The sequence below is a fragment of the Pseudoalteromonas sp. NZS71 genome, assembly GCF_015864715.1.
Lineage (GTDB): Bacteria > Pseudomonadota > Gammaproteobacteria > Enterobacterales > Alteromonadaceae > Pseudoalteromonas > Pseudoalteromonas arctica.
Map to the genome: position 1 here is coordinate 176,738 of NZ_JADYWS010000001.1, position 23,951 is coordinate 200,688.

The window sequence follows — 23,951 nt, forward strand, 5'->3', positions numbered from 1 at the left end:
AAAAGAGCCAGAGGCTCTTTTTTATTAATCAAGGGCCAACCAAACGCCCACAAGTATCATTAAACTGCCTGCTATACGGTTCATCCATTTAATATTATCGCCACGGGCTAAAAATAAACGTAAGCTTTTACCGCCTGTTGCATACGCTAACATACTTAAAAATTCGGTGGTCATTATAACGCCAAGCAATACTAAAAGCTGAGGAGCTACAGCATGGTCAACACTTATAAACGGCGGTAATAACGAGATCATAAACGCCCACCCTTTAGGGTTAGCAATTGCGGTTACAAAACCCTGAGTAAATAACGACTTCCTACTTACGTCACTTGGTTTTGAGGTATCGACCGACATTTTGCCTTTGGCTCGCCACATGTTAACGCCAATGTAAATTAAGTACGCACCGCCTACCCACTTTAAAATGGCAAATGCATCTGGGTAATTTAGCATTACGCTTGCAACGCCTAATACCGCAGCTATGGCAACGGTTGCTACGCCTAACAGCTCGCCTATCATCATCCATAATGTGCGGCGCACGCCAATGCTCATACCGAGTGTCATGGCAAGGGTCATACACATACCTGGGGTGATAGACACAAAAAAGAACGTAGGAATAAAAACCGCAAGTGCTGATACATCAATCATTAATTTACTCTTATATTAAAAGCAAAAACGCGGCTATAAGTAGCCGCGCTGTTGCTTACTCATGTTTATTACTATTGCCCAGTACTTACCACGGGTTCAGTAATAACCTCTACTGGCTCTGCTGTATCATTTAGCAAATACTTATCTAACCACTGTTCTTGTTCCCACAATACATGTAATAAGCTTTTACGCGCACGGTAACCATGTGCTTCGTAAGGGAGCATTACTAAGCGAGCATCTTTACCTAAACCTTTTAGCGCTGCGTACATGCGCTCACTTTGCATTGGGAAGGTTCCTGAATTAGGATCTTCTTGACCGTGGATCATTAGCATTGGCTCGTTAATTTTTTCAGCGTGAAAAAACGGCGACATATTAGCGTACACACTTTGTGCTTGCCAAAAATCACGCTCTTCTCCTTGAAAACCAAACGGCGTTAATGTGCGGTTATACGCGCCACTGCGGGCAATACCTGTTTTAAATAAATCGCTATGAGCCAATAAGTTAGCAACCATAAATGCACCGTATGAGTGCCCTGCTATGGCAATTTTGTTTTTATCGGCAATGCCTTTTTTAACCAATACATCAACAGCTGCTTGCGCACTTGATACTAACTGCTTTCTAAAGTTATCGTTTGGCTCGCTGCCATCAATACCCACTATTGGCATTTTAGGGTCGTCAAACACAGCAATCCCTTTAGCAAGGTAAGGCATTGGCCCCCAATAACCAATGTAGGTAAATGCATAAGGCGATTCGCGAACTTGCGATGCTACGGCTTTATCTTTGTATTCAAGTGGGTAAGCCCACATAAGTACCGGTAACGGCCCTTGTGTTTTATCGTACCCTGGTGGTAAATAAAGCGTGCCCGAAAGCTCAACACCGTCGTCGCGTTTATAACGTAATTGCTCTTTAGTTACGCCTTTAAATGCAGGGTACGGGTGCTCAAATGTCGTTAATTGCGTTAGCGTGTCGTTATCTAAATTGCGTATAAAAAAGTTAGGTTGCTCAGTTTTAGATTCGCGAATAGTAATAAAGCGCTCACCTTCGTCGTCAAGCAGAGCGCGTACACGCTCGTAGTATGGCGCTTCTGATTGCCATAAACGCTTGCTGCTATTTGTTTTAACATCGTATTGGTCTAAAAACGGGATATTACCTTGCTCTGAAGCTCCATTACCGCGCAGGTAAATATAACGCCCGCCTACAATTTTAATTACGTTTGCGCCTAAATCGTTGCGCTCGTAAATTGCATTACCAGGGTCTTTATACGCATCGTTGTAACTACGCTCTGAAAATAGCACGCGGTTTCTGTCGGCATTTCGTGGTTGTACTATGTAAGTACGTACTTGGCGATCGCTAAAGCGCCAGTCTGTCAGCATGGCTACGTTTTCGTTGCCCCACTCAATACCAGAATAACGGCGTTCTACTTTGGCAAATAATTTAGGCTCGCGTTTAAATGGTGCACGTAAGCTGTGAACATAATCATGATGCTCAACGTCGGTTTTCATGTCGCCGCCATCTTGTGCTTCTGCCCAAATAACTTCAGCGCCTTGATCGGCTCGCCATTCAAAATCACGGCGGCCAGTGCGTACACTGTCGTAACCTTGTGGAATGTTATCGGCAAGTGGCTGTTTTGCCAGCTCTGCTAATGCATAGCCGCGCATGCCCCATATTTGCCACGTGCTTGCAAAGCGGCTGTAAGGCACTTGATACGAAAACGGCTCATTAATACCGGCAACTAAAATATTGGTAGAATCAGGTGATACCGAAAACGATTTAAATAAAGAAGGGCTACCTATTGCTTGAGTATTGCCATCAAGCGTTACGTAAGCCAGCTGCCCTTGGCCGTAAAACTTAAATTGTGCTTCATCAAACGGGCTTGTTAATAAATTTTGGTAAGTACGTGCTGGTGCTTTTTCGCCAGTACTTTGTTGAATAACAGGCACTACATTTTGGCTGTTATTTTCAAGCCTTGGTTTACCAAAATTAACAGCAAGATTTGCAACAATGGCGCTGCTATCTGGCAGCCATTTATATGGTGAGGCAGTTAGTACCGAATTTAACGCAGCACTAGTTAACTCTTTTGCTTGTTTGGTTTCAACGCTGTAAAGCCATAAGTTGGCTTGGGTTGGTTGCTCAACAACAAAGGCTAAATATTGACTATTAGATGACCATTTAGGTGAGCGAATAATGCCATTAGGTAAGTTGTTAATACTGATAACCGACCCGCTTTGAACATGCTTTAGCTCCACGGCGCTAAATTTGGCACTCACACGAGAGCGCGAAAAATTAGCGGGGTTTAGCTTAATACCAGCAAGCTTAAGCTCTTCTTTTGCAAGTTCATCAAGGGTTACTACACGTTTGCGTTCAAAAAGCGCTAGCCACTGGCCATCGCTCGATAAGTAACTAGTGGGTGCTAACTTAGCGTCAACCAATGCTGCAAGTTCAGGTGATGGGGTTTGATAGCCCTGCTCGGCGTAACTTGTTGGTACTAATGCCGCACAACAAATAAAGGCAACTAACAGCCTAAAAGCGCTCATGTTTTTATCCTTTTGTTATTTTTTACTCTTATAGGCGTATATAAACACGTTTTGCTTTGTTCATAAAGTATTAAGGTAAGTTAAACACCTCTAAAAGATGACTTAATAGTGCTGATTAAGCTAAACTACAGCGCTATTTATTCACCACTGCGGTACTTAAAATACAATGCATAACAAAGCCAAATCAGTCACTATTTTTGATGTTGCAGAGCGTGCTGGTGTATCAAAATCAACCGTATCGCTGGTACTTACCAAAAGCAATAAAGTGGGCAATAAAAGTAAACAAAAAATACTCAAAGCGATTGATGAGCTAGGTTACGTTTATAATCGTGATGCCGCTGCTATGCGCTCAAAGCGCTCAAATTTAGTGGCCATAGTAATAAACGATTTAACTAACCCAGCTATGGCACACCTTGCTACCAGCCTACAACTTTTGTTAAACGACAATGGCTTACAAGCCATGATTGTAAGCAGTAATAATAGTCTTGAACTACAAGCAAACGCAGTTAAAAACTTAAAAGAATACAACGCGGCTGCATTTATTATTTGCCCCGTTGCTAATACTTGCCCCAAATGGCTTGATACGCTCAGCGCGCAACACAAAGTAATTACCGTAATGAGCGAAGTGCCCTTTAGCGCAGCTCCATGCGTATTACCCGACTATAAAAAAGCCAGCCACGTAGCCAGTATGCATTTACTCGCACAAGGTGTGACAAACATAGCATTTATAGGCAATGAACTTACTTTAAGTGATTCACAAGCACTGCAAAGTGGCTTTAATACCGCATGCGCGCAGCACAGCATTGCACCATTAGCACCGATTGACTGCGCAGTAAACACAGCCCTTAGCGCTAAAAATGCATTTATAGAAGCATATAAACACAACCCCACATTAAACGCAGTGGTGTGTGCAAACGATATTATTGCTCAAGGTGTTATTGCCGCCATTAACTCATTAACTCATCACTCTATAAAAGTAGTGAGTTGCCACCACATTCCTAATAGCGCGGTTATAAATAATCAATTAACCACTGTGGCTATTAGTACAACTGATATAGCTAAGCGGTGCCTTTTAATACTGCAAGAGCTACTACAAAATACAGCCCCGCCAGTAAAAACACTGGTAAATGTAAACTTACAAATTAGAGATTCTAGCCAATGAAAAAAGTGCTGGTAATTGGCTACGTATGGCCAGAGCCAAATTCGTCTGCTGCGGGAACGCACATGATGTCGTTATTAAATGCATTTAGAGCGCAAAACTGGGTCGTTGAATTTGCAACGCCCGCGCAGCGCACCGATCACATGGTAAATCTTGACGACTTCGGCATAACCAGTCAAAGCATTGCACTAAACTGCGACAGCTTTGACGAATACGTTAAAGCCTATAATCCAGATATAGTCATGTTTGACCGTTTTATGATGGAAGAACAATTTGGCTGGCGCGTCGATAAACACTGCCCACAAGCGATTAAAATTTTAGATACCGAAGATTTACAATGTCTGCGTAACGCTCGCCACGAAGCGCACAAAGGTGAGCGCGAGTTTACAACCAGCGATTTACACTCAGACATAGCAAAACGCGAAATTGCCGCTATTTTACGCTGCGACCTAAGCTTAATTATTTCAAGTTATGAAATGAGCCTGCTAAACAGCGTATTTAAAATAGAGCCAAGCTTATTATACCATTTACCGTTTATGGTCGATTTAAGCTCACTGCCTACAAGTACAAAAACGTTTGAGCAGCGCCAGCACTTTATGACCATAGGTAACTTTAGACACGCGCCAAACTGGGATGCTGTACTTTACCTACAAAAAATATGGCCACTTATTCGCAAGCAGCTACCAAAAGCAGAACTACATATTTATGGCTCTTACCCACCACCAAAAGCCACGGCACTAAATAACCCTAAAACAGGGTTTTTAATAAAAGGCTGGGCCGATAATGCGTTTGATGTAATGCAAAGCGCACGCGTATGTTTAGCACCACTGCGTTTTGGTGCAGGCATTAAAGGTAAATTGCTTGAAGCCATGATTATGCAAACACCCAGCGTTACCACCAATATTGGCGCAGAAGGCATGCATAACGATTTACCATGGCCGGGTAAAATAGCCAACACCGCCGATGACTTTGCCAATGCTGCCATTGAAATGTACACCAATCAAAGTGACTTTGAACAAGCGCAGCAAGATGGCAACACGCTCCTTAATACGCTGTACAACAAAGTACAATTGAGTGCTGCGTTAATTCAAAAAGTCGATTCAATAAGTAGTGATTTAAACGCTCATCGCGAAAAAAACTTCACAGGCCAAATGCTCAAACATCATACAATGCGCAGCACTCAATACATGTCGCAATGGATAGCTGAAAAAAATAAAAAATTAGATTAAAAATGACTAGACACGCACCAATTAGTGTTTAAAATCGCGCCCATCAAACGTGGGCATTTTTAGCTGTATTGTCTATATTTTTAGCTTAGTTATCGCAATATTTGGTCCAAAAAGATTTGAAAACTGCAACCTTTACAGAAAAACGCAAATTTATCGTTAAATTGGGTAAGATGCTTCACAAATACGGTACGCCTGCTTACCGCTTAGAAGCTCACCTCATGGAAGTGGCTACATACTTAGGACTTAAGTCGTCGTTTGTTATGTCGCCAACCTCTGTAACGTTTGTTATTTGGACCGATGGCCACGAAGACGAATATACCCATGTTGCACGTGTAGACCCTGGCGATCACGATTTAGGCTCACTTGCCGACACCGACGACCTTGTAAACCAAATGCTTGACGACAAGCTAAGTTTACAAGAAGTTGATGCGCAACTAGACGCTATTTTTGTAATGCCAAACCCATACAACAAACTTGTTACGGGCGTTGCGTTTGCAACTTCTGGTGGTGCGTTTGCAATGTTAATGGGTACTAGCTGGACTGATGTTATTTGGTCATCGCTACTTACCTTAGTTGTTTATGTGTTTGTACTTTGGTCTGGACGCTCAAAACGCGTAGCTCATATGCTTGAGCCATTAGTGGCCATAATATCAGCCATACTTGCCTGTGCAGTAAGCGTGTATATAACACCTGAGATAAATATACGCTTGGTGGTACTTTCGGCCATTATTGTGTTTATACCCGGTTTAGCACTTGCGCTTGGTTTAGCTGAGCTGGCAGCACGGCATTTAGTGTCGGGCACAGCAAGAGTAATGGACTCGTTTATGCTGTTATTTAAACTGTATTTTGGCGGTTTTATTGGCATAGGTATTGGCTTTGCACTTTTTGGGCAAGCCGATTTTGTACAACCTGAACCATTACCAAAGTGGACCGCATGGCTGGCTATATTTTTACTTTGTAGCAGCTTAATCGTTATTTTTAGAACCAAACTTAAACACGCAGTTTGGTCTATTGCATCAGGCTTTATAGCGTATGGCACCAGTATTGGCTCGGCTATGTACCTTGATTACACATTAGGTACGTTTGTAGGTGCTTTATCGGTGGGTATATTTAGTAACTTGTTTAACCGCGTTGCTAATGCGCCGGCCTCTATTGTTGCCATGCAAGGCTTGATTGTATTAGTACCAGGAAGCAAAACATATATAGGCTTAAACTCACTTATTGAAGGCCAAGACTTTGTATATGCAGAGCACATAGGCCAACAAACGTTTTTAATATTTATGTCGCTTGTTGCAGGGCTAATATTTGCAAACGTCGCCCTACCGCCTAAAAAGAGTTTGTAAGTGATACTGAGCGCTCGCTTTACTTTGATTGAGTAAAGCGAGTGAAACGTTAAACTAAAACAACGACCAAGTAGCAATTGATGCCAATGCTAAGTGTTTTAGCTCTTTACATCGCACTTGAGTGAGCTCAAAAGCATCGTAGTGATTCCAACACTATACTAAAAATCTTCCATTTTAATCATATCCTACTTCTAATTTACACTTCCCTATTGAGCCAAAATACTCAATAGGGAAGTAACTAACTAGCGTGACCAGTTAGTTTTGGCAAGCTCTACAATTTCGTTTCCTTTGCCATTTATCAACGCTTTCATCATGTAAACACTAAAGCCTTTTGCTTGCTCTAATTTGATTTGCGGCGGCATTGAAAGCTCTTGTTTTGCTGTATCGACTTCTAAAACAACAGGTCCTGAGTGATTCATCATCTCGTTCATTGCCGATGGTAATTTTTCAGGGTCGTCCACATGAATCCCTTTTAAGCCACAGGCCTCTGCAATTTTAGCAAAACTTGGGTTTTCTAAATCGGTATCGCTTGATAAAAACCCACTGGCTTTCATTTCCATAGCCACAAAACTAAGTGAGCGATTATTATAAACAACAATCTTTATTGGTAAATTAAGCTGCTTAAGTGAGATTAAATCGCCCATTAACATCGAAAAGCCACCATCACCACACATTGCAATGACTTGGCGGTCTCTATCTACAGATTGAACCCCCATTGCCTGCGACATGGCATTTGCCATAGAGCCATGATTAAACGATCCAATTAACCGGCGCTTTCCATTCATTGATAAATAACGCGCAGCCCACACTGTTGGTGTACCTACATCACAAGTAAAAACAGCATCGTCAGCCGCTTGCTCGTTGAGTAAACGTGTTAGGTATTGCGGGTGAATTAAATTTTGCGAGGTTTTTCCACTGGCTAGTTCATCAAGATCTTGTCGAGACTCTTTGTAGTTTTTAACACATTTTTGTAAGTGCGAACTGCTCCGTTCACCTTTAATATAATCAAGCAGTGTGGTCACTGAATTTTTTGTGTCTCCTAATACGCCACAATCAATTTGAACGTGTCGCCCGAGTGACGCAGCCTGATTATCAATTTGCAATATGGTGGTATTTTCAGGATAAAAAGCACGATAAGGAAAACTAGTACCAATCATAAGTAACGTATCGGCTTCTTGCATTGCATGATAGCCCGACGCAAAGCCAATAAACCCAGTCATACCAACATCGTAAGGGTTATCGTACTCAATAAATTCTTTACCGCGCATAGCATGCACTATCGGTGCTTGCAATTTTTCGGCTAGCGCAACAATTTCATCGTGGGCATCCTTACAACCAGCACCACACAATAAGGTTACTTTTTTACTTTTATTAAGATGAGTCGCCATTGCTTCAATATCAGATAAAGCAGGGGTATAAGCTGCTGGTTTTGGCACGTTCCATTTTGGTTTGATAGCTTTAGGCATATCTTTTAATGCAATGTCGCCAGGTAGCACAAGTACACTCACGCCTTTGTTTAATATTGCTTGTCGCATTGCGGTTTCTAGCAGGTACGGCATTTGCTCAGGGCTCGACACCATTTCACAATACACACTGCATTCTTTAAATAATTCTTGCGGATGGGTTTCTTGAAAATAACTACTGCCAATTTCAGATGAAGGAATATGTGCGGCAATAGCTAATACCGGTACATTATTGCGCTGACAATCAAATAAGCCGTTAATTAAATGAAGATTACCTGGCCCGCAAGAACCCGCACACACCGCAAGCTCGCCTGATAAATGCGCTTCGCCACCGGCTGCAAATGCGGCAACTTCTTCATGTCGCGTTCCTAGCCATTCAATTGTTCCCATTTTTCGCAGGCTTTCACTAATGCCGTTAAGTGAATCGCCAGTTACTCCCCAAATGCGCTTTACGCCCGCTTGTTCGAGGGTTTTAGTGATAAAACTTGCGATATTTTGACTCATAATATAGAACTCCTAAATATTCAGTTATTCTGCAAATTGATTTTTTGCCTCTGCTCTATCAAGTAAGTCATCGTTTCGAAATGCGCTCAATTGTTGAGAATCGATAGGCTTAAATATTTTGATAACGATAGATATATTACTACTGAGACTTTACTAACAAACGCCTGGGTTTGCTGCGCCCCCATACTGATACATAAAACATGAATGTCCGCTTTAAAGTGTTTATGAATATGCGGGTGCGAGATTTTTAGTGGCTTAACTATGAATATGTTATTATGCGCTCAATTATTTTACTGAATGCTTTTCTCTTACTTCTATGTCAAATTCTGCTTCGTGCTTTACATTATTTTCTCAAAATATTGATTCTCTCGCGCTTCCGGAAAAGTTTACTTTCCCTTTTTATTACGAGCCGCAACCATTAGCTGTAGCAGCCACAAAACAATTACAGCAACAACTTGAAACGTTAATGCATTTAAAAGCAGAAAATGCCGGTAAAATGTTTGGGGTTTTAGTGGTGCAAAATACTAAGCAACAATTAGGCTTTTTAAGTGCTTATTCGGGGCAAATTGAAGGTGATAAAGCCAATATTAGCTTTGTACCGCCAGTTTCTAGCATGCAGCTGCAAGACGATAGCTATTTGACTCAAAGTAAAATAATTAACGATATTAATGCTCAAATTGAGCAATTAGAAAATAGCGAACAACTGCATGAAGTTAATAGCAAACTTGATGATGCAACACAAAGCTACCAGCAAGCACTATTAGCCCAACAGGCAGTAATGCAAGCCGGTCGCCAGCAACGTAAAATACAACGTACCGAAGGCGAATTAGAGCTTAGCGAAAGTGATTTTGAGCAGTTAAAAAATAAGCTTGCAGGGCAAAGTATCGTAGAAAAAAAGCAACTGCTGGCACTTAAAGCCTATTGGCAAAATATAATCGAGTCACTGCAGCAAACACACATCAATATTTCTGATGAAATTGCTCATTTAAAAAAGCGCCGTAAAACGCTTTCTAAAAGCTTACAAAAAAAGTTATTTGCGCAGTACCAATTTTTAAATGCAAATGGTGAAACTACAGACTTAAATGCCATATTTGCAGCATTACCTGAGCACACTCCTCCTTCGGGTGCTGGCGATTGTGCAGCGCCTAAATTATTACAATACGCCTATAAACATGACTTAAAGCCACTTGCTATGGCTGAATTTTGGTGGGGAGCTGCGCCTAAATCAGCAATTAGGCAGCATAAAAACTACTACCCTTCTTGTTACAGTAAATGCCAACCAATACTTGGGCACATGCTAAAGGGTTTAGATGTTGAAGATAACCCGCTACTTATCAACCCCGCTCAGGGTAAGGATTTAAGTATTGTTTATAAAGATGACGACTTACTTGTGGTAAATAAGCCCGCTGAGTTTTTATCGGTGCCTGGCGTAAATATTGAAGACTCAGTTTATATGCGAATCAAAACGCAGTTTCCAGAGGCATCAGGCCCACTAATTGTACACAGATTAGATATGTCGACTTCTGGGTTATTGATGATCGCACTTAATAAACGCGTGCACAAAGCACTGCAAAAGCAGTTTATTGAACGCACCATAGATAAACGTTATGTCGCATTAGTTAGTGGTAACGTAGCTGAGGATAGCGGAGTAATTGATTTACCCTTAGTGCTCGACTTTGATGATAAACCGCGCCAAATGGTGTGTTACAAACATGGTAAGCCATCACTTACTACCTGGCAGGTTTTAGAGCGTAACAACGATATTACCCGATTACAGTTATACCCTAAAACAGGGCGAACTCATCAATTAAGAGTACATTGCGCGCACAGTTTAGGTTTAAACATGCCAATTATAGGCGACACACATTACGGGCAAAAAGCCGATAGATTACATTTACATGCAGAATACTTAGCATTTACTCACCCAATTACACTTAAACGATTAGAATTTGAAGTAGCCGCAGATTTTTAACAAAAGCACATAAACCGCTACCACTAAAACGTACAAATATTGGCTTTTATTAATTAAATTGATATTGTTTATGGTCTTATTTTTCAATGATGAGTATAAGAAACTGTTCAAACCCAAGTTTATTAAGCAATGCGAAAAAGTATTTCAATAATAAAAATAAGTCAGCAAAGGATTAACATGGCTAACAATACACAAATAAAGATTTTAGGTAATACTTTATGGGCAAAGTATATTGTTCTCATTTTATTTTTACTTTTAAGTAAGCTTGCCTCAGCTAACGGCAATTCATTAAGTGCAACTTTACATGCGCTAGACTTTGACACGACTCAAACTCTCATCAATAACATAAAACAGAATGAACTAGACTATCTTCAAAATGAAGACAAACTCACTCAAGCGTTTGAAATAAGCAAAGAGCAAAATTGGGAAAACCTTCATCTAGAAGCGGCCGCTTTGTATGCGGAGTTACTTTTTAGACAAGAAAAATACGAAGCGTTAAACACACACTTATCCTATTACTTAAAGAACAAAGAGTTACCAAATCAAAAAAGTGTATATTTATTATTTCTCGAATCACAACTCAAGTCTCTAGCGAGAGAGCCAAACCCAGCTCCAGCACAAACGCTAGCCACAAAATTAGAAGAGAGCTTGCAACAGCATTCAACTAAAGAAAAAATCATTATTTTACGAGCACTTGCTTACTATTACACCGATACAGATGCATTGAAAAAGACCCTAAATGTTGCACTAGAGGGGTTAGAATTAGCATTAAAAGATGATGATTCAGCATCTCAAGGATACTTTTTTAGAAAAATAGCCGATGCATATAATTATCTAAACGAAAAAGACAAAGCCGTATATTATGCAAAAAAAGCGGTTGCGGCATATGAGCAAACACAAGATGGGCTTTTTACCTCAAAAGCATATTGGAGCTTAGGCAATGTATTGCTGGAGATTAAGAAACCTAAAGATGCCTTAATATACCTAGACAAAGCATTGCTCTATTTCAAAAAAGTTAATATGCAAAAAGGCTTAACCTTTGCTCAGTACTCAATTGCCAGTATTGAGTACTTACAAGCAAATTACGATAAAGCTTTAACTCTAACTAAAGAAAACATTGAGCTTGCTCGTTCTGCAGGTGTTCACGACATGCAACTCGCATCGCTCATTTTGTTAGCTGACATATATATAAAACTAGATTTACTTGATCAAGCAAATGAAGCAAACGATGAGGTGTTTTTTAAATTAGATAAATTCAGCCGCAGTATTTATAAAGCCGATTTTTTAAGTAAACGCTATGAGCTAAAACGACGCCTTAACTACACTGACGAGGCTTTTGAAGCAATTGAACAAAAGCTCCTTTATACAAAAAAACACTACGAAGCTACCAGTGAAAATAATATAAAAACACTACAGATACAGTTTGAAGTAAAAGAAAAAGAAGAAAAAATACAGCAACTAGAGTACGCAAAAGATATTAGTGAGCTACAAGCTAAAGAAGAATATCATCAAAAAATAATTTGGCGACTTAGCGCTGCTATTGCGTTTATTTTAGTTATTGCTTCATTATTATTATTTTATCGGCAGGCTCGACAACGTCAAAAATATCACAATATTTCATTAACAGATTACCTAACAAATTGCCCTAATCGCAGAGGAATAATGCGAGCAGCAGAAGCAAAACTTGGTGAAGGTAAAATGACTATAGCAATTGTTGACTTAGACTACTTTAAAAAAGTTAACGACCATTTTGGTCACGATGTTGGCGATTTAGTTCTTATTGCCTTTGCAAAAGCTGCAAGAGAAACACTATGTAATGATCATCAGTTTGGCCGTTACGGCGGCGAAGAATGGTTATTTGCACTAAATACGGCTGATGAACGAATAATTCGCGATATATTTAACCGACTCGCCATTAGCTTCGCCGAGCATTGCAGTAATATAGAAGACTTTCCTACAGATACAAAAATCACTTTTAGTGCAGGAGCCTCTGTAAGTAGCCCTTTAAAAAGCACACTGGATATTCTTATTAAGCATGCAGATAAATTACTTTATAAAGCAAAAGAAAACGGAAGAAACCAAGTCGTAGTTGATTAAATAAACACAGCTAAAAGTATTGGCTCATTTACTTGACTAAAGTCCGTCTAAAACCATTTGTTTAATTTTATGTGCTTTTACAAAATGATCTAATTTATGGGTGTGTATCCACCAAGTAGCAGCTTCCATAAGTAGCTCTGGGTCGTCGTTTTTATTAGCAAAAAAGGCATAAAAAGAAAGCCCTACATTTTCGCCTTTAACTGCTATTTTTTTATCGCATACGGTAATTATTTTTGCTCTTAGTTCTTCCCTCATACATACCTTATTTAGTTATATTTTTACTGTATATGTACTATTGAAATACGCCATTTAAAAAGCTAACGATTAGCTGTAAAAGACTTCTATCAACCAAACCGTGATTCTCAAGCTCTTTATTAGGCGTATTTACTTTTGCAGCTTTGCATTCATTATCTAATGTTTCATTTTTACGTGTATCGGTTTCGTATGCAATATCTGCTTGTTCCATACATTTTGCCGAACCTGCGTAAGGCTGTGCCGCACAAGCGCTTAGTAATAAAAAAAGTGGAATTACTATCAATAATTGCTTCATAACTAATCCTATTTTTACGCAACTTATTTACTTTAAATTACAGCTGCAAGTTAGCCTATTTACTTTTCTACCACCATTACAAAAAATTCAAAAAAGAACGTACCGATAGCATCAAAAAAAGTGTCATTTTTTTCATCCTTTTTAATTTGTGCGCTAATGCATTGATTATAAACTTCTGAGCTTGTTTGAGCGCCATTTCGAGCAACCGTTTCAGCCTCTTCAATGCATAAGTTAGGGTCAGAACGTGGGGCTGTACTACAGGCACTTAGTAAAGCGCACAGCAATAATGCGGCGATGGGGCTTTTTATGTTCATCCTTAAACTATCCTATTAAGTTAACGTGCTACCTGCATTTATACCGATTGGTATTATATGTGGGAGTAATACATATAGGTTGTACCTAAATAATGTTGCTACTTTATCACTGCAATAAAATAAACAACCAGTAAATATTTGTAAGGTTCTGTAGGGATTTATACTCACTTTATAATTGAACTACGTAAAAGCCTGAAATTATTGCATTCATATCACTGTAAAATTTACAGTGATAGCAGCATAAAAATAAAAAATCAAAATAAAAGCAATAAAATACATCAACTTAATATTTGGCATTTAGTTTGCTAGTTAATGGTATAAGCAAATAAATTGTAAAAGGATTAGTTATGAATATTTTTGAAGCACTACGTCATGACCATGACAAACAAAGAAAATTAGTAGATGCACTTATTCAAACGCACGGCGACACAGAGCAGCGCCACACGCTAATGGACGAGCTAAAAACAGAATTAGAACAGCACGCAAAGTTTGAAGAACGTTACTTTTACAACCCACTTATGTTTGATGACTTAACTCATGAAAAAGCGCGCCACAGCGTAGCTGAACATCACGAAATTGATGAATTAATTGAACAACTTGAAGATACCGAAATGAGCTCGTCTGCATGGTTAGTTGCAGCTAAAAAGCTGCACCATTTAGTACATCATCATTTAAGTGAAGAAGAACACGAAGTATTTCAATTAGCGGGTAAAGCACTAACCGAAGGGCAAAAACAAAGCTTAGCAAAGCAATACAACGACGCTATGCATTAACGTATAAACCGACTTCCGCACTCCCTGTGTACTTATTGGTTATAAGCCTTATGGCTTATAACCAATTTTTTTGCATGTACTTTATTACTTTACAGTAAATTTCACGTCTTGGTCGCGTAACAAGTAAAGTGCGAAACACGCAGCCCACATTGGCCATGCAGTGAAGAATAATAAGTTATTAAAGCCATCTATATACTGGTTGTACGAAGAAAGCGTTGATAAGCCATGCATTACAAAAATGATACCGTAAGTTATACGCTTTTTAATACCCGCTAAAAATGCCAATACTAATACAAGTTGTAGAGCACCGATAACATAAGCAACTATGTCAGATGAGCCACTAATACCGTAAAAATGTTCGAAAATACGTGCGCTATGACCAGGGTTTACGAATTTATCGAACGTCCACATAACCATTACAATAAATACGCCTAAACGCAAAGATAAAAGTGACCATTGCAAACGGTTTTGCACATCAGAACTCATTGAACCTGTCATAAAATTTCCTTAAATGAATATTAATAAACGTTGAAGTAACCTAGACCGTATAAGTTATTTTTTATTTCAAAAAAATTTAATTATTTTAACTAAAAAAGTAATTAAGCTTTGTAGTAATAAAAGTGAAGCTTATTTTAGGAATTAAAAAATGCTGCGTAAAAGTTAACAACTTTAAAATGTTAGCAGGTGAAAAGTAGTCTATAATTTAAAAAGCCCATTAAAAGCAAATATTTACATTCACTCTAATACAATCGCTCTATTGATATTTTATCGACTGATAAAACTATAGTACTTAATTACCACCTTTATAATACATCTGTTTTGTTATGTTCTAAAAAACAAAAAGAATCGAAATTTTACTGAAATTTATTTTTAATCCTTTCGGTCTTTATCGCCAACAACATTTTAACCGTAGAGAGAAAACGTTTGAAACACGCATATTTAGCACTTTCCCTAGCCACTATATTAAATACACCACTTAATGCTTTTGCAGCCGAAGAATCAAAAACAACAAAAGATGGCGCAATAGAGCGCATTGAGGTGGCAGGCCAAGCTATTAAATCTCAAGGTCTTTCGGTTAAAAACGCCACTGTAGACGGCCCTTTTGGCGACAACTTAGCCCTACAAGATATAGCCCGCTCAGTCACACCAATTTCAAGCGAGTTAATAGAGCAACTCAATATTACGACTTTACAAGACGTGCTCGCAGTAAGCCCTAATACCTATTCAGCCAGTGGTTTTGGCGCACCTAGTTTACCTACTATTCGTGGGCAATTAGGTGAGCTTTTTCAAGATGGCACACGCCGACAAGCCGGTAATAACGGCTTTGGTGTGCCCTTATCGTTCAACTCTATAGAACAGATAGACGTGGTAAAAGGCGCGCCGCCGGTATTATTTGGCTCAAGCCAACGCAACGGTGGTTTTGTAAACTTACATTCTAAAAAAGCATCAACTGACGAAAGTAAAGGCAAAGCAACGGTATCTGCAGGTCGATGGGATCAGTACAGTGTTTTAGTGGATTACAGTGCACCCATTGTAAAAGACAAAGTAGGCTTTAGAGTAAGCGCTGAACACATAGATAACGGCAGCTACTACGACTTTTCAGGCACAAAGAGCGACAGCTTATTTGCATCATTACGCGTATTACCCGATGACAAGAGCAGCTGGGATATTAACTTTGAGTTATACCAAGTTGAATTTACCGATAACGCAGGTATTAACCGCCCTACTCAAGCGCTAATAGATAATGGCCTTTATATTACCGGCCAAGGCGTGCAAGCAAACGGCAGTACTGTACCGGCAGCAGGTTCAATAATCTCACCAACTGGGCAAGTAAAAATAGACCGTAGTACAGTACTTACCGATCCTGATAATCAAAACGAAGCCACTACTTATTTACTACACAGCATTTATAAGCGTGAACTTTCCAACAACGCATCAATAAAAAACATTACGTATTTTCAGCACTTACAACGCGAAGAAATTGCACAAAATAGCTTTGTTGAAATTATAGATGGTGCCGATACCGCGCAAAACCGTACCGAGCTTACCTATCTTTGGAATAGCGACCAGCAAACAATTTTCGCATTTGATGTGCGTTATAACCGCGTATTAGGCTACAGCCAATTTACAACAGAAGCCGACTTACCTATTGATTTAACTGGCCCACTTTCAAACCGCCGCATTCCTTTAACTGATGCACAACAAGCACGTTTAATTGAAATTAGCTCAGGTGTATTTGTATCCCCTGGTGGTCAATATGATATTAATAATGACGGCAGTGGCGACTTTAACTTATCAGACACTACCGATTCGCGTTCATGGCAAACAGGTTTTGCTATTCAGCAAGATTCTGATTGGACAGATAAGTTTCATACAAGTGTTGGCTACCGCATTGATTTTTATGACGTAGACGCGCACGACCCAATAGCACCAGAGGGTGAAATTGCAGCTCGCGATAGCATTAACGATAAGCTACATTCTGGGCAAGTAAGCTTTAACTACCGATTAAACGGTGATTACACCACTTATGGTGCAGCAAGTTACAACGAAGCCACATCAAATAGCATGGCTGGCGGCACGTCTCTTGGTGGCGACAACACGATTAGCGCACAAAACTTTTCAACCGAAAATACCTTAGTTGAATTTGGTTTGAAATACGCACCAACCGACAGTGATTGGTACGCCGATGGTGCGGTGTTTAGCCAACGTCGTAGTTTACGTAATCGCGATGGTAGCAATACCGGCATTCGTACTACCGGCTTTGAAAGCCAAGTATTTTATGATGCTTACCCTTATTGGCTAAGTGCTGGCTACAGCTATATAGATGCTCGCTACGATAATTCTGCAAGTAGCCAAGATTCAGCACAAGTCGCTGATGCATTTGACAACTCACGTCCAGATATTATTGAAGGTACCAGTGTTGGCGCACCTAGCTTTACCGCTTTTGCACCTTCAAACACCCGTGTACAGGGCATTCCTGAGCAATCGTTCAGCTTTAACGGAAATTATTCAATTAATTCGAAATGGCAAACGGGTTTTTCAGGTCTATATACAAAGAGTTACCCATTAGACTTTTTGGCGACAGTAAAAATTCGTGATCAGTACACCCTAAACGTAAATACTAGCTATGCTTTTACGCCTAATACCAAGTTACGATTAGATGTGAACAACGTGACGAATCAAAAAAACTGGCGTCCAGTATTTGAAGGCGGTTACTTTGGTGCAACTTTAGCTTTTCCTGAGTTGCCAATTAACGCCAAGTTAACCCTTACGCATAGTTTTTAAGAGAGAGAACATGATAAAAAAAATATTTCTATTATTGATTGCAGCGGCCGCCGTCGGCCTGTTCTTTCATTTTGACTTACACCAACTACTTACGCTTGATGGCTTAAAAGGATCGATGGATCAGTTTAACCAATACAAAGAGCAGTCACCGTTACTAGTTATTGGTGGGTTCTTTTTACTATACGTAGTAGTAACTGCTCTCTCTTTACCAGGCGCCGCTATTTTAACACTTGCCGCAGGTGCATTGTTTGGCTTAGTTGAAGGCTTATTGGTTGCATCTTTTGCCTCAACTATTGGCGCAACACTTGCCTTTTTAGTATCGCGTTACTTACTACGTGACACTATTAAACAACGTTTTCCTGAGCGATTAGCCGCCATTGATGCAGGCGTTGAAAAAGAAGGTGGATTTTACTTATTTACCCTTCGTTTAGTGCCGGTGTTTCCGTTCTTTTTAATCAACTTACTAATGGGTGTTACTTCAATAAAGTCTTGGACTTACTACTGGGTAAGCCAAGCAGGTATGCTCGCCGGTACATTTGTATTTGTTAACGCAGGTACACAACTGGCGCAAATAGAAAGCTTATCTGGAATTTTATCATTCAACTTAATCTTATCATTCGCTTTATTGGGTATATTCCCATTCATTGCAAAAGGAATCTTAAACGTGTTTAAAAAGCGTCGCGTATACAAAAACTACACTAAGCCTAAAAAATTCGACCGTAACATGATTGTTATTGGCGCAGGCGCAGGTGGTTTGGTAACAAGTTATATAGCCGCTGCTGTTAAAGCAAAAGTAACCCTTATTGAAGCGGGCGAAATGGGCGGTGACTGTTTAAACTATGGTTGTGTTCCAAGTAAAGCAGTCATTAAAAGCGCTAAAATTGCAGAACAAATTCGCCATGGTGAAAACTACGGCCTAGAAAATGCGACACCGCAGTTTTCGTTCAAAAAAGTAATGGCACGTGTACACAAAGTAATTGCCGATGTAGCACCACACGACAGTGTTGAGCGTTACACCAACCTAGGCGTAGATGTTGTAAAAGGTTACGGTAAATTAATAGACCCGTGGACTGTAGAAATTAAACTTAACGACGGTGGCACGCAAACACTCACCGCTCGTACTATTGTTATTGCAACTGGCGCACGCCCATTTGTACCGCCACTACCTGGTATTGAAGAAACTGGCTATGTAACAAGCGATACATTGTGGAATAAATTTGCAGAGCTAGATGAGGCACCTAAAAAACTTGTAGTACTTGGTGGTGGTCCAATTGGTAGCGAATTAGCACAAAGCTTTGCTCGTTTAGGTTCAAGCGTTACGCAAATTGAAATGAGCGAACGCATCATGATCAAAGAAGATCTTGAAGTGTCTACTTTTGCTCACGAAGCGTTAACCGAAAGTGGCGTTAATATTTTAACATCGCACCAAGCACTACGCTGTGAAGCTCGCGATGGTAAAAAATATATTGTTGTTAAACATAACGACAAAGAAATAGATATTGAATACGACGAGCTATTATGTGCCGTTGGTAGAAGTGCACGCCTTAAAGGTTACGGTCTTGAAGAGCTAGGCATTGAAACAAACCGCACAGTAGTAACTAACGAATACCTAGAAACACTGTACCCTAATATTTTTGCAGCAGGCGATATTGTAGGTCCGTATCAGTTTACGCACGTCGCCGCTCATCAGGGTTGGTACGCAGCGGTAAATGGCTTATTTGGTCACCTTAAAAAGTTTAAAGTAGATTACCGTGTTATTCCGTGGACTACGTTTATTGACCCAGAAGTAGCACGTGTTGGCTTAAACGAGCAAGACGCAAAAGACAAAGGCATAGATTACGAAATCACTCGTTTTGAATTTGAAGAGCTAGACCGTGCAATTACCGACAGCGCTACAAAAGGCTTTATTAAAGTGGTTACACCCAAAGGCAAAGACAAAATATTGGGTGTTACTGTAGTATCTGAACACGCTGGCGATTTAATTGCTGAGTTTGTACTGGCAATGAAACACGGTTTAGGCCTTAACAAAATACTCGGTACTATACACAGCTACCCTACTTGGGCTGAAGGTAACAAGTACGCAGCAGGCGAGTGGAAACGCGCTCATGCACCTGAAAAAGTACTTAACATGCTTGAAAAATACCACACATGGCGCAGAGGCTAATATGTTTAAAACACCTCTAAAAGCATTGCTACTTGGTTCGGCTTTAGTTGTAACATCGTTTGCAACATCATTTTCGGCCCAAGCCCAAAACATGCACGATAGCTGGAATGCATTATTAAATAAGTATGTTGTCGCTATTAATCATAATCACAGTACTGAGGTTGATTACGCTGCTATAAAACGTGAGCATGCACAGCTAAAAACGTATTTAGATTCGTTAACGGCTGTAACGCAAAGCGAATTTGACGCGTGGGAAAAGCCTAAGCAACTCGCTTTTTTAATCAATGCTTATAATGCGTGGACTGTTGAGCTTATCGTCTCAAACCTTGCCAGTAAAGAGTACCCTGATATTAAGTCAATTAAAGACTTAGGGAGCTTTTTTAGCTCACCATGGAGTAAAGAGTTTGTGCCATTACTTGGCAAAACTCGCAGCCTTGATGATATAGAGCATGGTTTAATACGTGGCAGCGGTAAATACAACGACCCACGTATTCACTTTGCAGTAAATTGCGCGAGTATTGGTTGCCCAGCGCTTCGAGAAGAGGCCTATACAGCCACTGATTTAGAGAGCCAATTGCAAGAGCAAACAGTGCGCTTTTTATCAGATATGACACGCAATTTGGCTCAAGAAAATACGCTAAGCGTGTCTTCAATATTTAAATGGTACGGCGATGACTTTGAAAAAGGCTTTAGAGGTGCAAACACGCTACAGCAGTTTTTCTTGCAGTACAGCGATGCGCTTAAACTGATACCCGCTCAGCAAAAAGCACTTGAAAATGATGACATGAAAGTTAAATTTTTAGACTACAACTGGGATTTAAATGTTCGCCATTAAGTTTTGGCAAACACTGGCGCGATACAGCTTTTGCTGTGTCGCGTTTTGCGTTTGTACAATCGCAAATTTAGCTGCTTTTTCGAGCATTGCGTTTGCTAATACCGTTATTAACTCAAATAATAAAAGTAATTTAGTAATAAACACACAACAGGGATCTCGCTGGCAACAAGCTCAAGCACTTGGTAGCAATCAAGATGTGTACTTTTATGCATGGGGTGGCGACGCGCAAATAAATGCTTATATTCAATGGGCAGCGCAGCAAGTTAAAACTAAGTACAACATTAACCTGGTACATGTAAAATTAAGTGACACCAGCGAAGCAGTAAGCCGTGTACTTGCCGAAAAATCAGCAAATAATAACAACCAAGGCAGCGTAGATTTAATGTGGATCAACGGAGCTAACTTTGCCACCATGAGTGAACACTCTCTGCTTTTAAAGCAATGGGCGAATAAACTCCCCTACTTTGCATTAACCGATCCGGCTAATAACCCTGCTGTAACATTTGATTTTGGTTTACCTACCAATGGGATGGAGGCGCCATGGGGGCAAGCGTCACTTACGTTTTATTACGACAGCATTGCAATAAATGGTAAGGCAAACAATAAATTGCCGACGACATTAAACGAATTATTAAACTGGAGCGCACAAAACCCTGGCCGCTTTAGTTACCCAAAGCCGCCTGACTTTTTAGGTATGAGCTTTTTAAAATACGCCTTAGTTGTGCTGCATAAGCACAGCAGCGAAAACATTAAAGCGCAGCTAAACCAACCAGCTACAACTAAAAATACGGCGCAAGTGTTAAATCCACTGTGGGACTTTTTAGATAAACTACACCCAACTCTTTGGCGTGCTGGCACTCATTTTATGCAAAGTGGTGCTCAAATGCGCCGCTTAGTAGACGATACAGAGCTGAGTTTAGCCTTTACTTTTTCAGCACCTGAAGTACCGGCAGCTGTAAAACGCTATGATTTACCAAACAGCATTCGCAGTTACGCAATGAGTGATGGCAGTTTAAGTAATACCCATTTTGTGGCAATCCCTTACAATGCAAGCCACCAGCAAAGTGCGCAATTAGTGGCTAATTTTTTAATGAGCCCTGAGGCGCAAGCTGAAAAACAAAAAGCGCATATATGGGGCGATAAAAGCGTACTTATTCAATCAACGTTAACGCCTGATCAGCAAGCCTTATTTAAAACAGCTAAACCACATCCAAGTGCACTGCCTTTAAACAGTATTAAACGCACATTGAGCGAACCTCATCCAAGCTGGGTAAACGCCATTATGCAAGGTTGGCAAACCCGTTATGGAGTAAGCCAATGAGCGTTATTTCAAAAAGTGTACCTATTAATACCAAAGCAACAACGCAGTGCAGCACCGATATGTTTACGCGCATTGTAAAATTTAGCCCGCGATTTTTACTCGCTTTACTTATACTACCCGTACTTGGTGGCTTAATTAGCGTATTGCTGCCTGCCTTTGGTTATGCGCCCGTACTTGAGCAAACAACGTTTAGCTTGCAAGGTTTTAATGCCCTTTGGCAAACACCCGGCCTTACCCAAATGGTTACCTTAAGCGTTGCAACGGGCTTAATAAGTACTCTGCTTGCATTTATCATTACCTTAATGATTTTAGCTGCGTTTTTTAATAGCCCGTGGCTTAACCGAATTCAGCGTTTATTGAGCCCTATATTAGTTATACCTCATGCCGCCGCGGCTATTGCGGTAGGGTTTTTAATTGCCCCTTCAGGTATGATTTCACGCTTAGCGTCGCCTTGGTTAAGCGGCTGGGAACTTGCGCCAAACGGCATGTTTCCGCATGATTCATTCGGTATTAGTATTATTTTAGGCTTAACACTAAAAGAGCTTCCCTTTTTATTATTAATGGCACTGGGCGTACTTGCTCAACCTGAGCTTGGCAAAAAATTACGCCAACAACATAAGGTTGCGCTTAACTTGGGTTATTGCCCAATGACCGCCTTTTTTAAAGTAATACTGCCAAGTCTTTATCCGCTGCTGCGTTTGCCCCTTTTAGCCGTGCTTGCCTATGCAAGTGCCAGTGTAGAAATGCCACTCATTTTAGGCCCAAATACACCACCCACGTTGGCCGTTGCAATAATGCATTGGTTTAATGATGTTGATTTAAACCTGCGTATTAAAGCCTCAGCAGGTGCTTTATTACAACTGGCTGTTACAGGCGGGTTATTAGCCCTTTGGCTTGGCGCAGAAAAGGCCGTAAAAGTGCTATTTAGCGACTCTCTCACTAATGGAGTGCGCGAATACGGCGGATTTTATTGGCAAAAAATAACGGTCGTACTCACCACATTAGTAATTAGCTTCATATTGTTGTCACTTATTGGTTTAGTTATGTGGTCGGTTGCAGGCTTTTGGCGCTTTCCAGATGCAATGCCTGAGCAATTTACACTACTGCATTTTAAAAGTGCGCTAATGCAAATGAGCAGCCCGCTTTTTAATACGCTAGCAATCGGCTTAGTAACCACATTATTTGCCATTATTCTTACTTTATTGTGTTTAGAATCAGAGCAATTGAGTGATAAACCTATTTCTCGTTTTACCAGTTTAATTATTTACTTACCGTTATTAGTACCCAGTATTGCCTTTTTGTTTGGGCTAGTATGGATACAACAACTGGTAAATAACCAAGCCGCATTTTTTAATGTGGTACTTACGCATTTACTGTTTGTGTTGCCTTATGTGTTTTTGTCACTTGCGAGCAGTTATAGGCGCTTAGATCCTCGTTTTGCTCATGTTGCAGCAAGCCTAGGCGCAGCGCCGTGCAAGGTGTTTTTTAAAGTAAAACTACCTCAGTTGTTTGCCCCTATTTTAATTGCAGCCGCAATGGGCTTAGCAATTAGTTTTGGACAATACCTCCCCACGCTTTTAGCTGGTGGCGGGCGCATAACCACAATAACAACCGAAGCCGTTACGCTTGCCAATGGCGCAAGCAGACGCACCAGTGCCGTGTACGCTATTATGCAAATGGCGTTGCCGCTTATTGGATTTATACTGGCATGGGGTTTACCTAAATATTTTTTCAAAAGTGCACGTATTTAAAAGTGCACATATTTA

General features: G+C 40.3%; 18 protein-coding genes. 11 read left to right on the top strand and 7 right to left on the bottom strand.

Annotation, left to right across the window (positions count from 1 at the left end; translation table 11 throughout):
* Positions 1-24: 24 nt before the first annotated feature.
* The gene (locus I6E85_RS00750; protein ID WP_024591895.1) at positions 25-642 is read right to left on the bottom strand and encodes a LysE family translocator; all 618 of its coding nucleotides are present in this window, start codon (positions 640-642) and stop codon (positions 25-27) included.
* 71 nt (positions 643-713) lie between these two features.
* Entirely contained in the window at positions 714-3,176 is a 2,463-nt protein-coding gene (locus I6E85_RS00755; protein WP_024591896.1) for a prolyl oligopeptidase family serine peptidase, read from the bottom strand.
* 166 nt (positions 3,177-3,342) lie between these two features.
* Between I6E85_RS00755 and I6E85_RS00760 the strand changes: the two genes are divergently transcribed.
* The 3 genes from I6E85_RS00760 (at position 3,343) to I6E85_RS00770 (ending at position 6,907) form a co-directional block, all read left to right on the top strand.
* Positions 3,343-4,338 carry a LacI family DNA-binding transcriptional regulator gene (locus I6E85_RS00760; protein ID WP_197236455.1) on the top strand — a complete coding sequence of 332 codons (996 nt, stop codon included), beginning with the start codon at positions 3,343-3,345 and terminating at the stop codon, positions 4,336-4,338.
* Entirely contained in the window at positions 4,335-5,564 is a 1,230-nt protein-coding gene (locus I6E85_RS00765) for a glycosyltransferase (RefSeq protein ID WP_197236456.1), read from the top strand. The genes I6E85_RS00760 and I6E85_RS00765 overlap by 4 nt, the downstream gene beginning before the upstream one ends.
* A gap of 116 nt (positions 5,565-5,680) precedes the next feature.
* A complete protein-coding gene (locus I6E85_RS00770) occupies positions 5,681-6,907 on the top strand; it encodes a threonine/serine exporter ThrE family protein (protein WP_010553647.1) in 1,227 nt (408 codons plus the stop codon).
* 242 nt (positions 6,908-7,149) lie between these two features.
* On the opposite strand, the gene poxB is transcribed toward I6E85_RS00770, so the two are convergent.
* Complete coding sequence (poxB, locus tag I6E85_RS00775; RefSeq protein WP_197236457.1) at positions 7,150-8,874, bottom strand: ubiquinone-dependent pyruvate dehydrogenase; 1,725 nt, start codon at positions 8,872-8,874, stop codon at positions 7,150-7,152.
* 316 nt (positions 8,875-9,190) lie between these two features.
* Here poxB and I6E85_RS00780 point away from each other — a divergent pair, with 316 nt between their 5' ends.
* Positions 9,191-10,846 carry an RluA family pseudouridine synthase gene (locus I6E85_RS00780; RefSeq protein WP_197236458.1) on the top strand — a complete coding sequence of 552 codons (1,656 nt, stop codon included), beginning with the start codon at positions 9,191-9,193 and terminating at the stop codon, positions 10,844-10,846.
* A 177-nt stretch (positions 10,847-11,023) separates the two neighbouring features.
* Positions 11,024-12,943 (top strand): GGDEF domain-containing protein, encoded by a 1,920-nt coding sequence (locus I6E85_RS00785; RefSeq protein WP_024591903.1) that lies wholly within the window; start codon positions 11,024-11,026, stop codon positions 12,941-12,943.
* A gap of 36 nt (positions 12,944-12,979) precedes the next feature.
* On the opposite strand, the gene I6E85_RS00790 is transcribed toward I6E85_RS00785, so the two are convergent.
* From I6E85_RS00790 to I6E85_RS00800, 3 genes are read right to left on the bottom strand one after another with little or no spacing between them, the layout of a single operon-like run.
* Complete coding sequence (locus tag I6E85_RS00790) at positions 12,980-13,198, bottom strand: DUF6500 family protein (RefSeq protein ID WP_024591904.1); 219 nt, start codon at positions 13,196-13,198, stop codon at positions 12,980-12,982.
* 37 nt (positions 13,199-13,235) lie between these two features.
* Positions 13,236-13,493, bottom strand: coding sequence for a hypothetical protein (locus I6E85_RS00795; protein ID WP_024591905.1), 258 nt, complete (start codon positions 13,491-13,493; stop codon positions 13,236-13,238).
* A gap of 59 nt (positions 13,494-13,552) precedes the next feature.
* Positions 13,553-13,807 carry a hypothetical protein gene (locus I6E85_RS00800; RefSeq protein WP_024591906.1) on the bottom strand — a complete coding sequence of 85 codons (255 nt, stop codon included), beginning with the start codon at positions 13,805-13,807 and terminating at the stop codon, positions 13,553-13,555.
* 347 nt (positions 13,808-14,154) lie between these two features.
* Between I6E85_RS00800 and I6E85_RS00805 the strand changes: the two genes are divergently transcribed.
* On the top strand, positions 14,155-14,580 hold the full coding sequence (locus I6E85_RS00805) for a hemerythrin domain-containing protein (protein ID WP_024591907.1): 426 nt from the start codon (positions 14,155-14,157) through the stop codon (positions 14,578-14,580).
* A gap of 84 nt (positions 14,581-14,664) precedes the next feature.
* Here the strand turns inward: I6E85_RS00805 and I6E85_RS00810 are convergent, their stop codons facing one another.
* Positions 14,665-15,078, bottom strand: a complete 414-nt coding sequence (locus I6E85_RS00810) for a hypothetical protein (protein WP_007581772.1) — start codon at positions 15,076-15,078, stop codon at positions 14,665-14,667.
* A 426-nt stretch (positions 15,079-15,504) separates the two neighbouring features.
* Here I6E85_RS00810 and I6E85_RS00815 point away from each other — a divergent pair, with 426 nt between their 5' ends.
* From I6E85_RS00815 to I6E85_RS00835, 5 genes are read left to right on the top strand one after another with little or no spacing between them, the layout of a single operon-like run.
* Positions 15,505-17,865 (top strand): TonB-dependent siderophore receptor, encoded by a 2,361-nt coding sequence (locus I6E85_RS00815; RefSeq protein ID WP_197236459.1) that lies wholly within the window; start codon positions 15,505-15,507, stop codon positions 17,863-17,865.
* Positions 17,866-17,875: 10 nt separating this feature from the next.
* Entirely contained in the window at positions 17,876-20,029 is a 2,154-nt protein-coding gene (locus tag I6E85_RS00820) for an FAD-dependent oxidoreductase (protein WP_197236460.1), read from the top strand.
* 1 nt (position 20,030) lies between these two features.
* Positions 20,031-20,864, top strand: a complete 834-nt coding sequence (locus tag I6E85_RS00825; protein WP_197236461.1) for a DUF547 domain-containing protein — start codon at positions 20,031-20,033, stop codon at positions 20,862-20,864.
* Entirely contained in the window at positions 20,851-22,185 is a 1,335-nt protein-coding gene (locus tag I6E85_RS00830) for an ABC transporter substrate-binding protein (protein ID WP_182711713.1), read from the top strand. The genes I6E85_RS00825 and I6E85_RS00830 overlap by 14 nt, the downstream gene beginning before the upstream one ends.
* On the top strand, positions 22,182-23,936 hold the full coding sequence (locus I6E85_RS00835) for an ABC transporter permease (protein WP_197236462.1): 1,755 nt from the start codon (positions 22,182-22,184) through the stop codon (positions 23,934-23,936). Before I6E85_RS00830 ends, I6E85_RS00835 begins: the two co-directional genes overlap by 4 nt.
* Positions 23,937-23,951 lie beyond the last annotated feature (15 nt).

What these genes read in the sequence shown, in the direction of transcription:
- I6E85_RS00755 (WP_024591896.1), bottom strand. Translation starts at nt 3,176, where the DNA reads ATGAGCGCTTTTAGGCTGTTAGTTGCCTTTATTTGTTGTGCGGCATTA.
- I6E85_RS00780 (WP_197236458.1), top strand. Translation starts at nt 9,191, where the DNA reads ATGTCAAATTCTGCTTCGTGCTTTACATTATTTTCTCAAAATATTGAT.
- I6E85_RS00760 (WP_197236455.1), top strand. Translation starts at nt 3,343, where the DNA reads ATGCATAACAAAGCCAAATCAGTCACTATTTTTGATGTTGCAGAGCGT.
- I6E85_RS00835 (WP_197236462.1), top strand. Translation starts at nt 22,182, where the DNA reads ATGAGCGTTATTTCAAAAAGTGTACCTATTAATACCAAAGCAACAACG.
- I6E85_RS00830 (WP_182711713.1), top strand. Translation starts at nt 20,851, where the DNA reads ATGTTCGCCATTAAGTTTTGGCAAACACTGGCGCGATACAGCTTTTGC.
- I6E85_RS00810 (WP_007581772.1), bottom strand. Translation starts at nt 15,078, where the DNA reads ATGACAGGTTCAATGAGTTCTGATGTGCAAAACCGTTTGCAATGGTCA.
- poxB (WP_197236457.1), bottom strand. Translation starts at nt 8,874, where the DNA reads ATGAGTCAAAATATCGCAAGTTTTATCACTAAAACCCTCGAACAAGCG.
- I6E85_RS00765 (WP_197236456.1), top strand. Translation starts at nt 4,335, where the DNA reads ATGAAAAAAGTGCTGGTAATTGGCTACGTATGGCCAGAGCCAAATTCG.
- I6E85_RS00790 (WP_024591904.1), bottom strand. Translation starts at nt 13,198, where the DNA reads ATGAGGGAAGAACTAAGAGCAAAAATAATTACCGTATGCGATAAAAAA.
- I6E85_RS00825 (WP_197236461.1), top strand. Translation starts at nt 20,031, where the DNA reads ATGTTTAAAACACCTCTAAAAGCATTGCTACTTGGTTCGGCTTTAGTT.
- I6E85_RS00795 (WP_024591905.1), bottom strand. Translation starts at nt 13,493, where the DNA reads ATGAAGCAATTATTGATAGTAATTCCACTTTTTTTATTACTAAGCGCT.
- I6E85_RS00820 (WP_197236460.1), top strand. Translation starts at nt 17,876, where the DNA reads ATGATAAAAAAAATATTTCTATTATTGATTGCAGCGGCCGCCGTCGGC.
- I6E85_RS00800 (WP_024591906.1), bottom strand. Translation starts at nt 13,807, where the DNA reads ATGAACATAAAAAGCCCCATCGCCGCATTATTGCTGTGCGCTTTACTA.
- I6E85_RS00785 (WP_024591903.1), top strand. Translation starts at nt 11,024, where the DNA reads ATGGCTAACAATACACAAATAAAGATTTTAGGTAATACTTTATGGGCA.
- I6E85_RS00750 (WP_024591895.1), bottom strand. Translation starts at nt 642, where the DNA reads ATGATTGATGTATCAGCACTTGCGGTTTTTATTCCTACGTTCTTTTTT.
- I6E85_RS00805 (WP_024591907.1), top strand. Translation starts at nt 14,155, where the DNA reads ATGAATATTTTTGAAGCACTACGTCATGACCATGACAAACAAAGAAAA.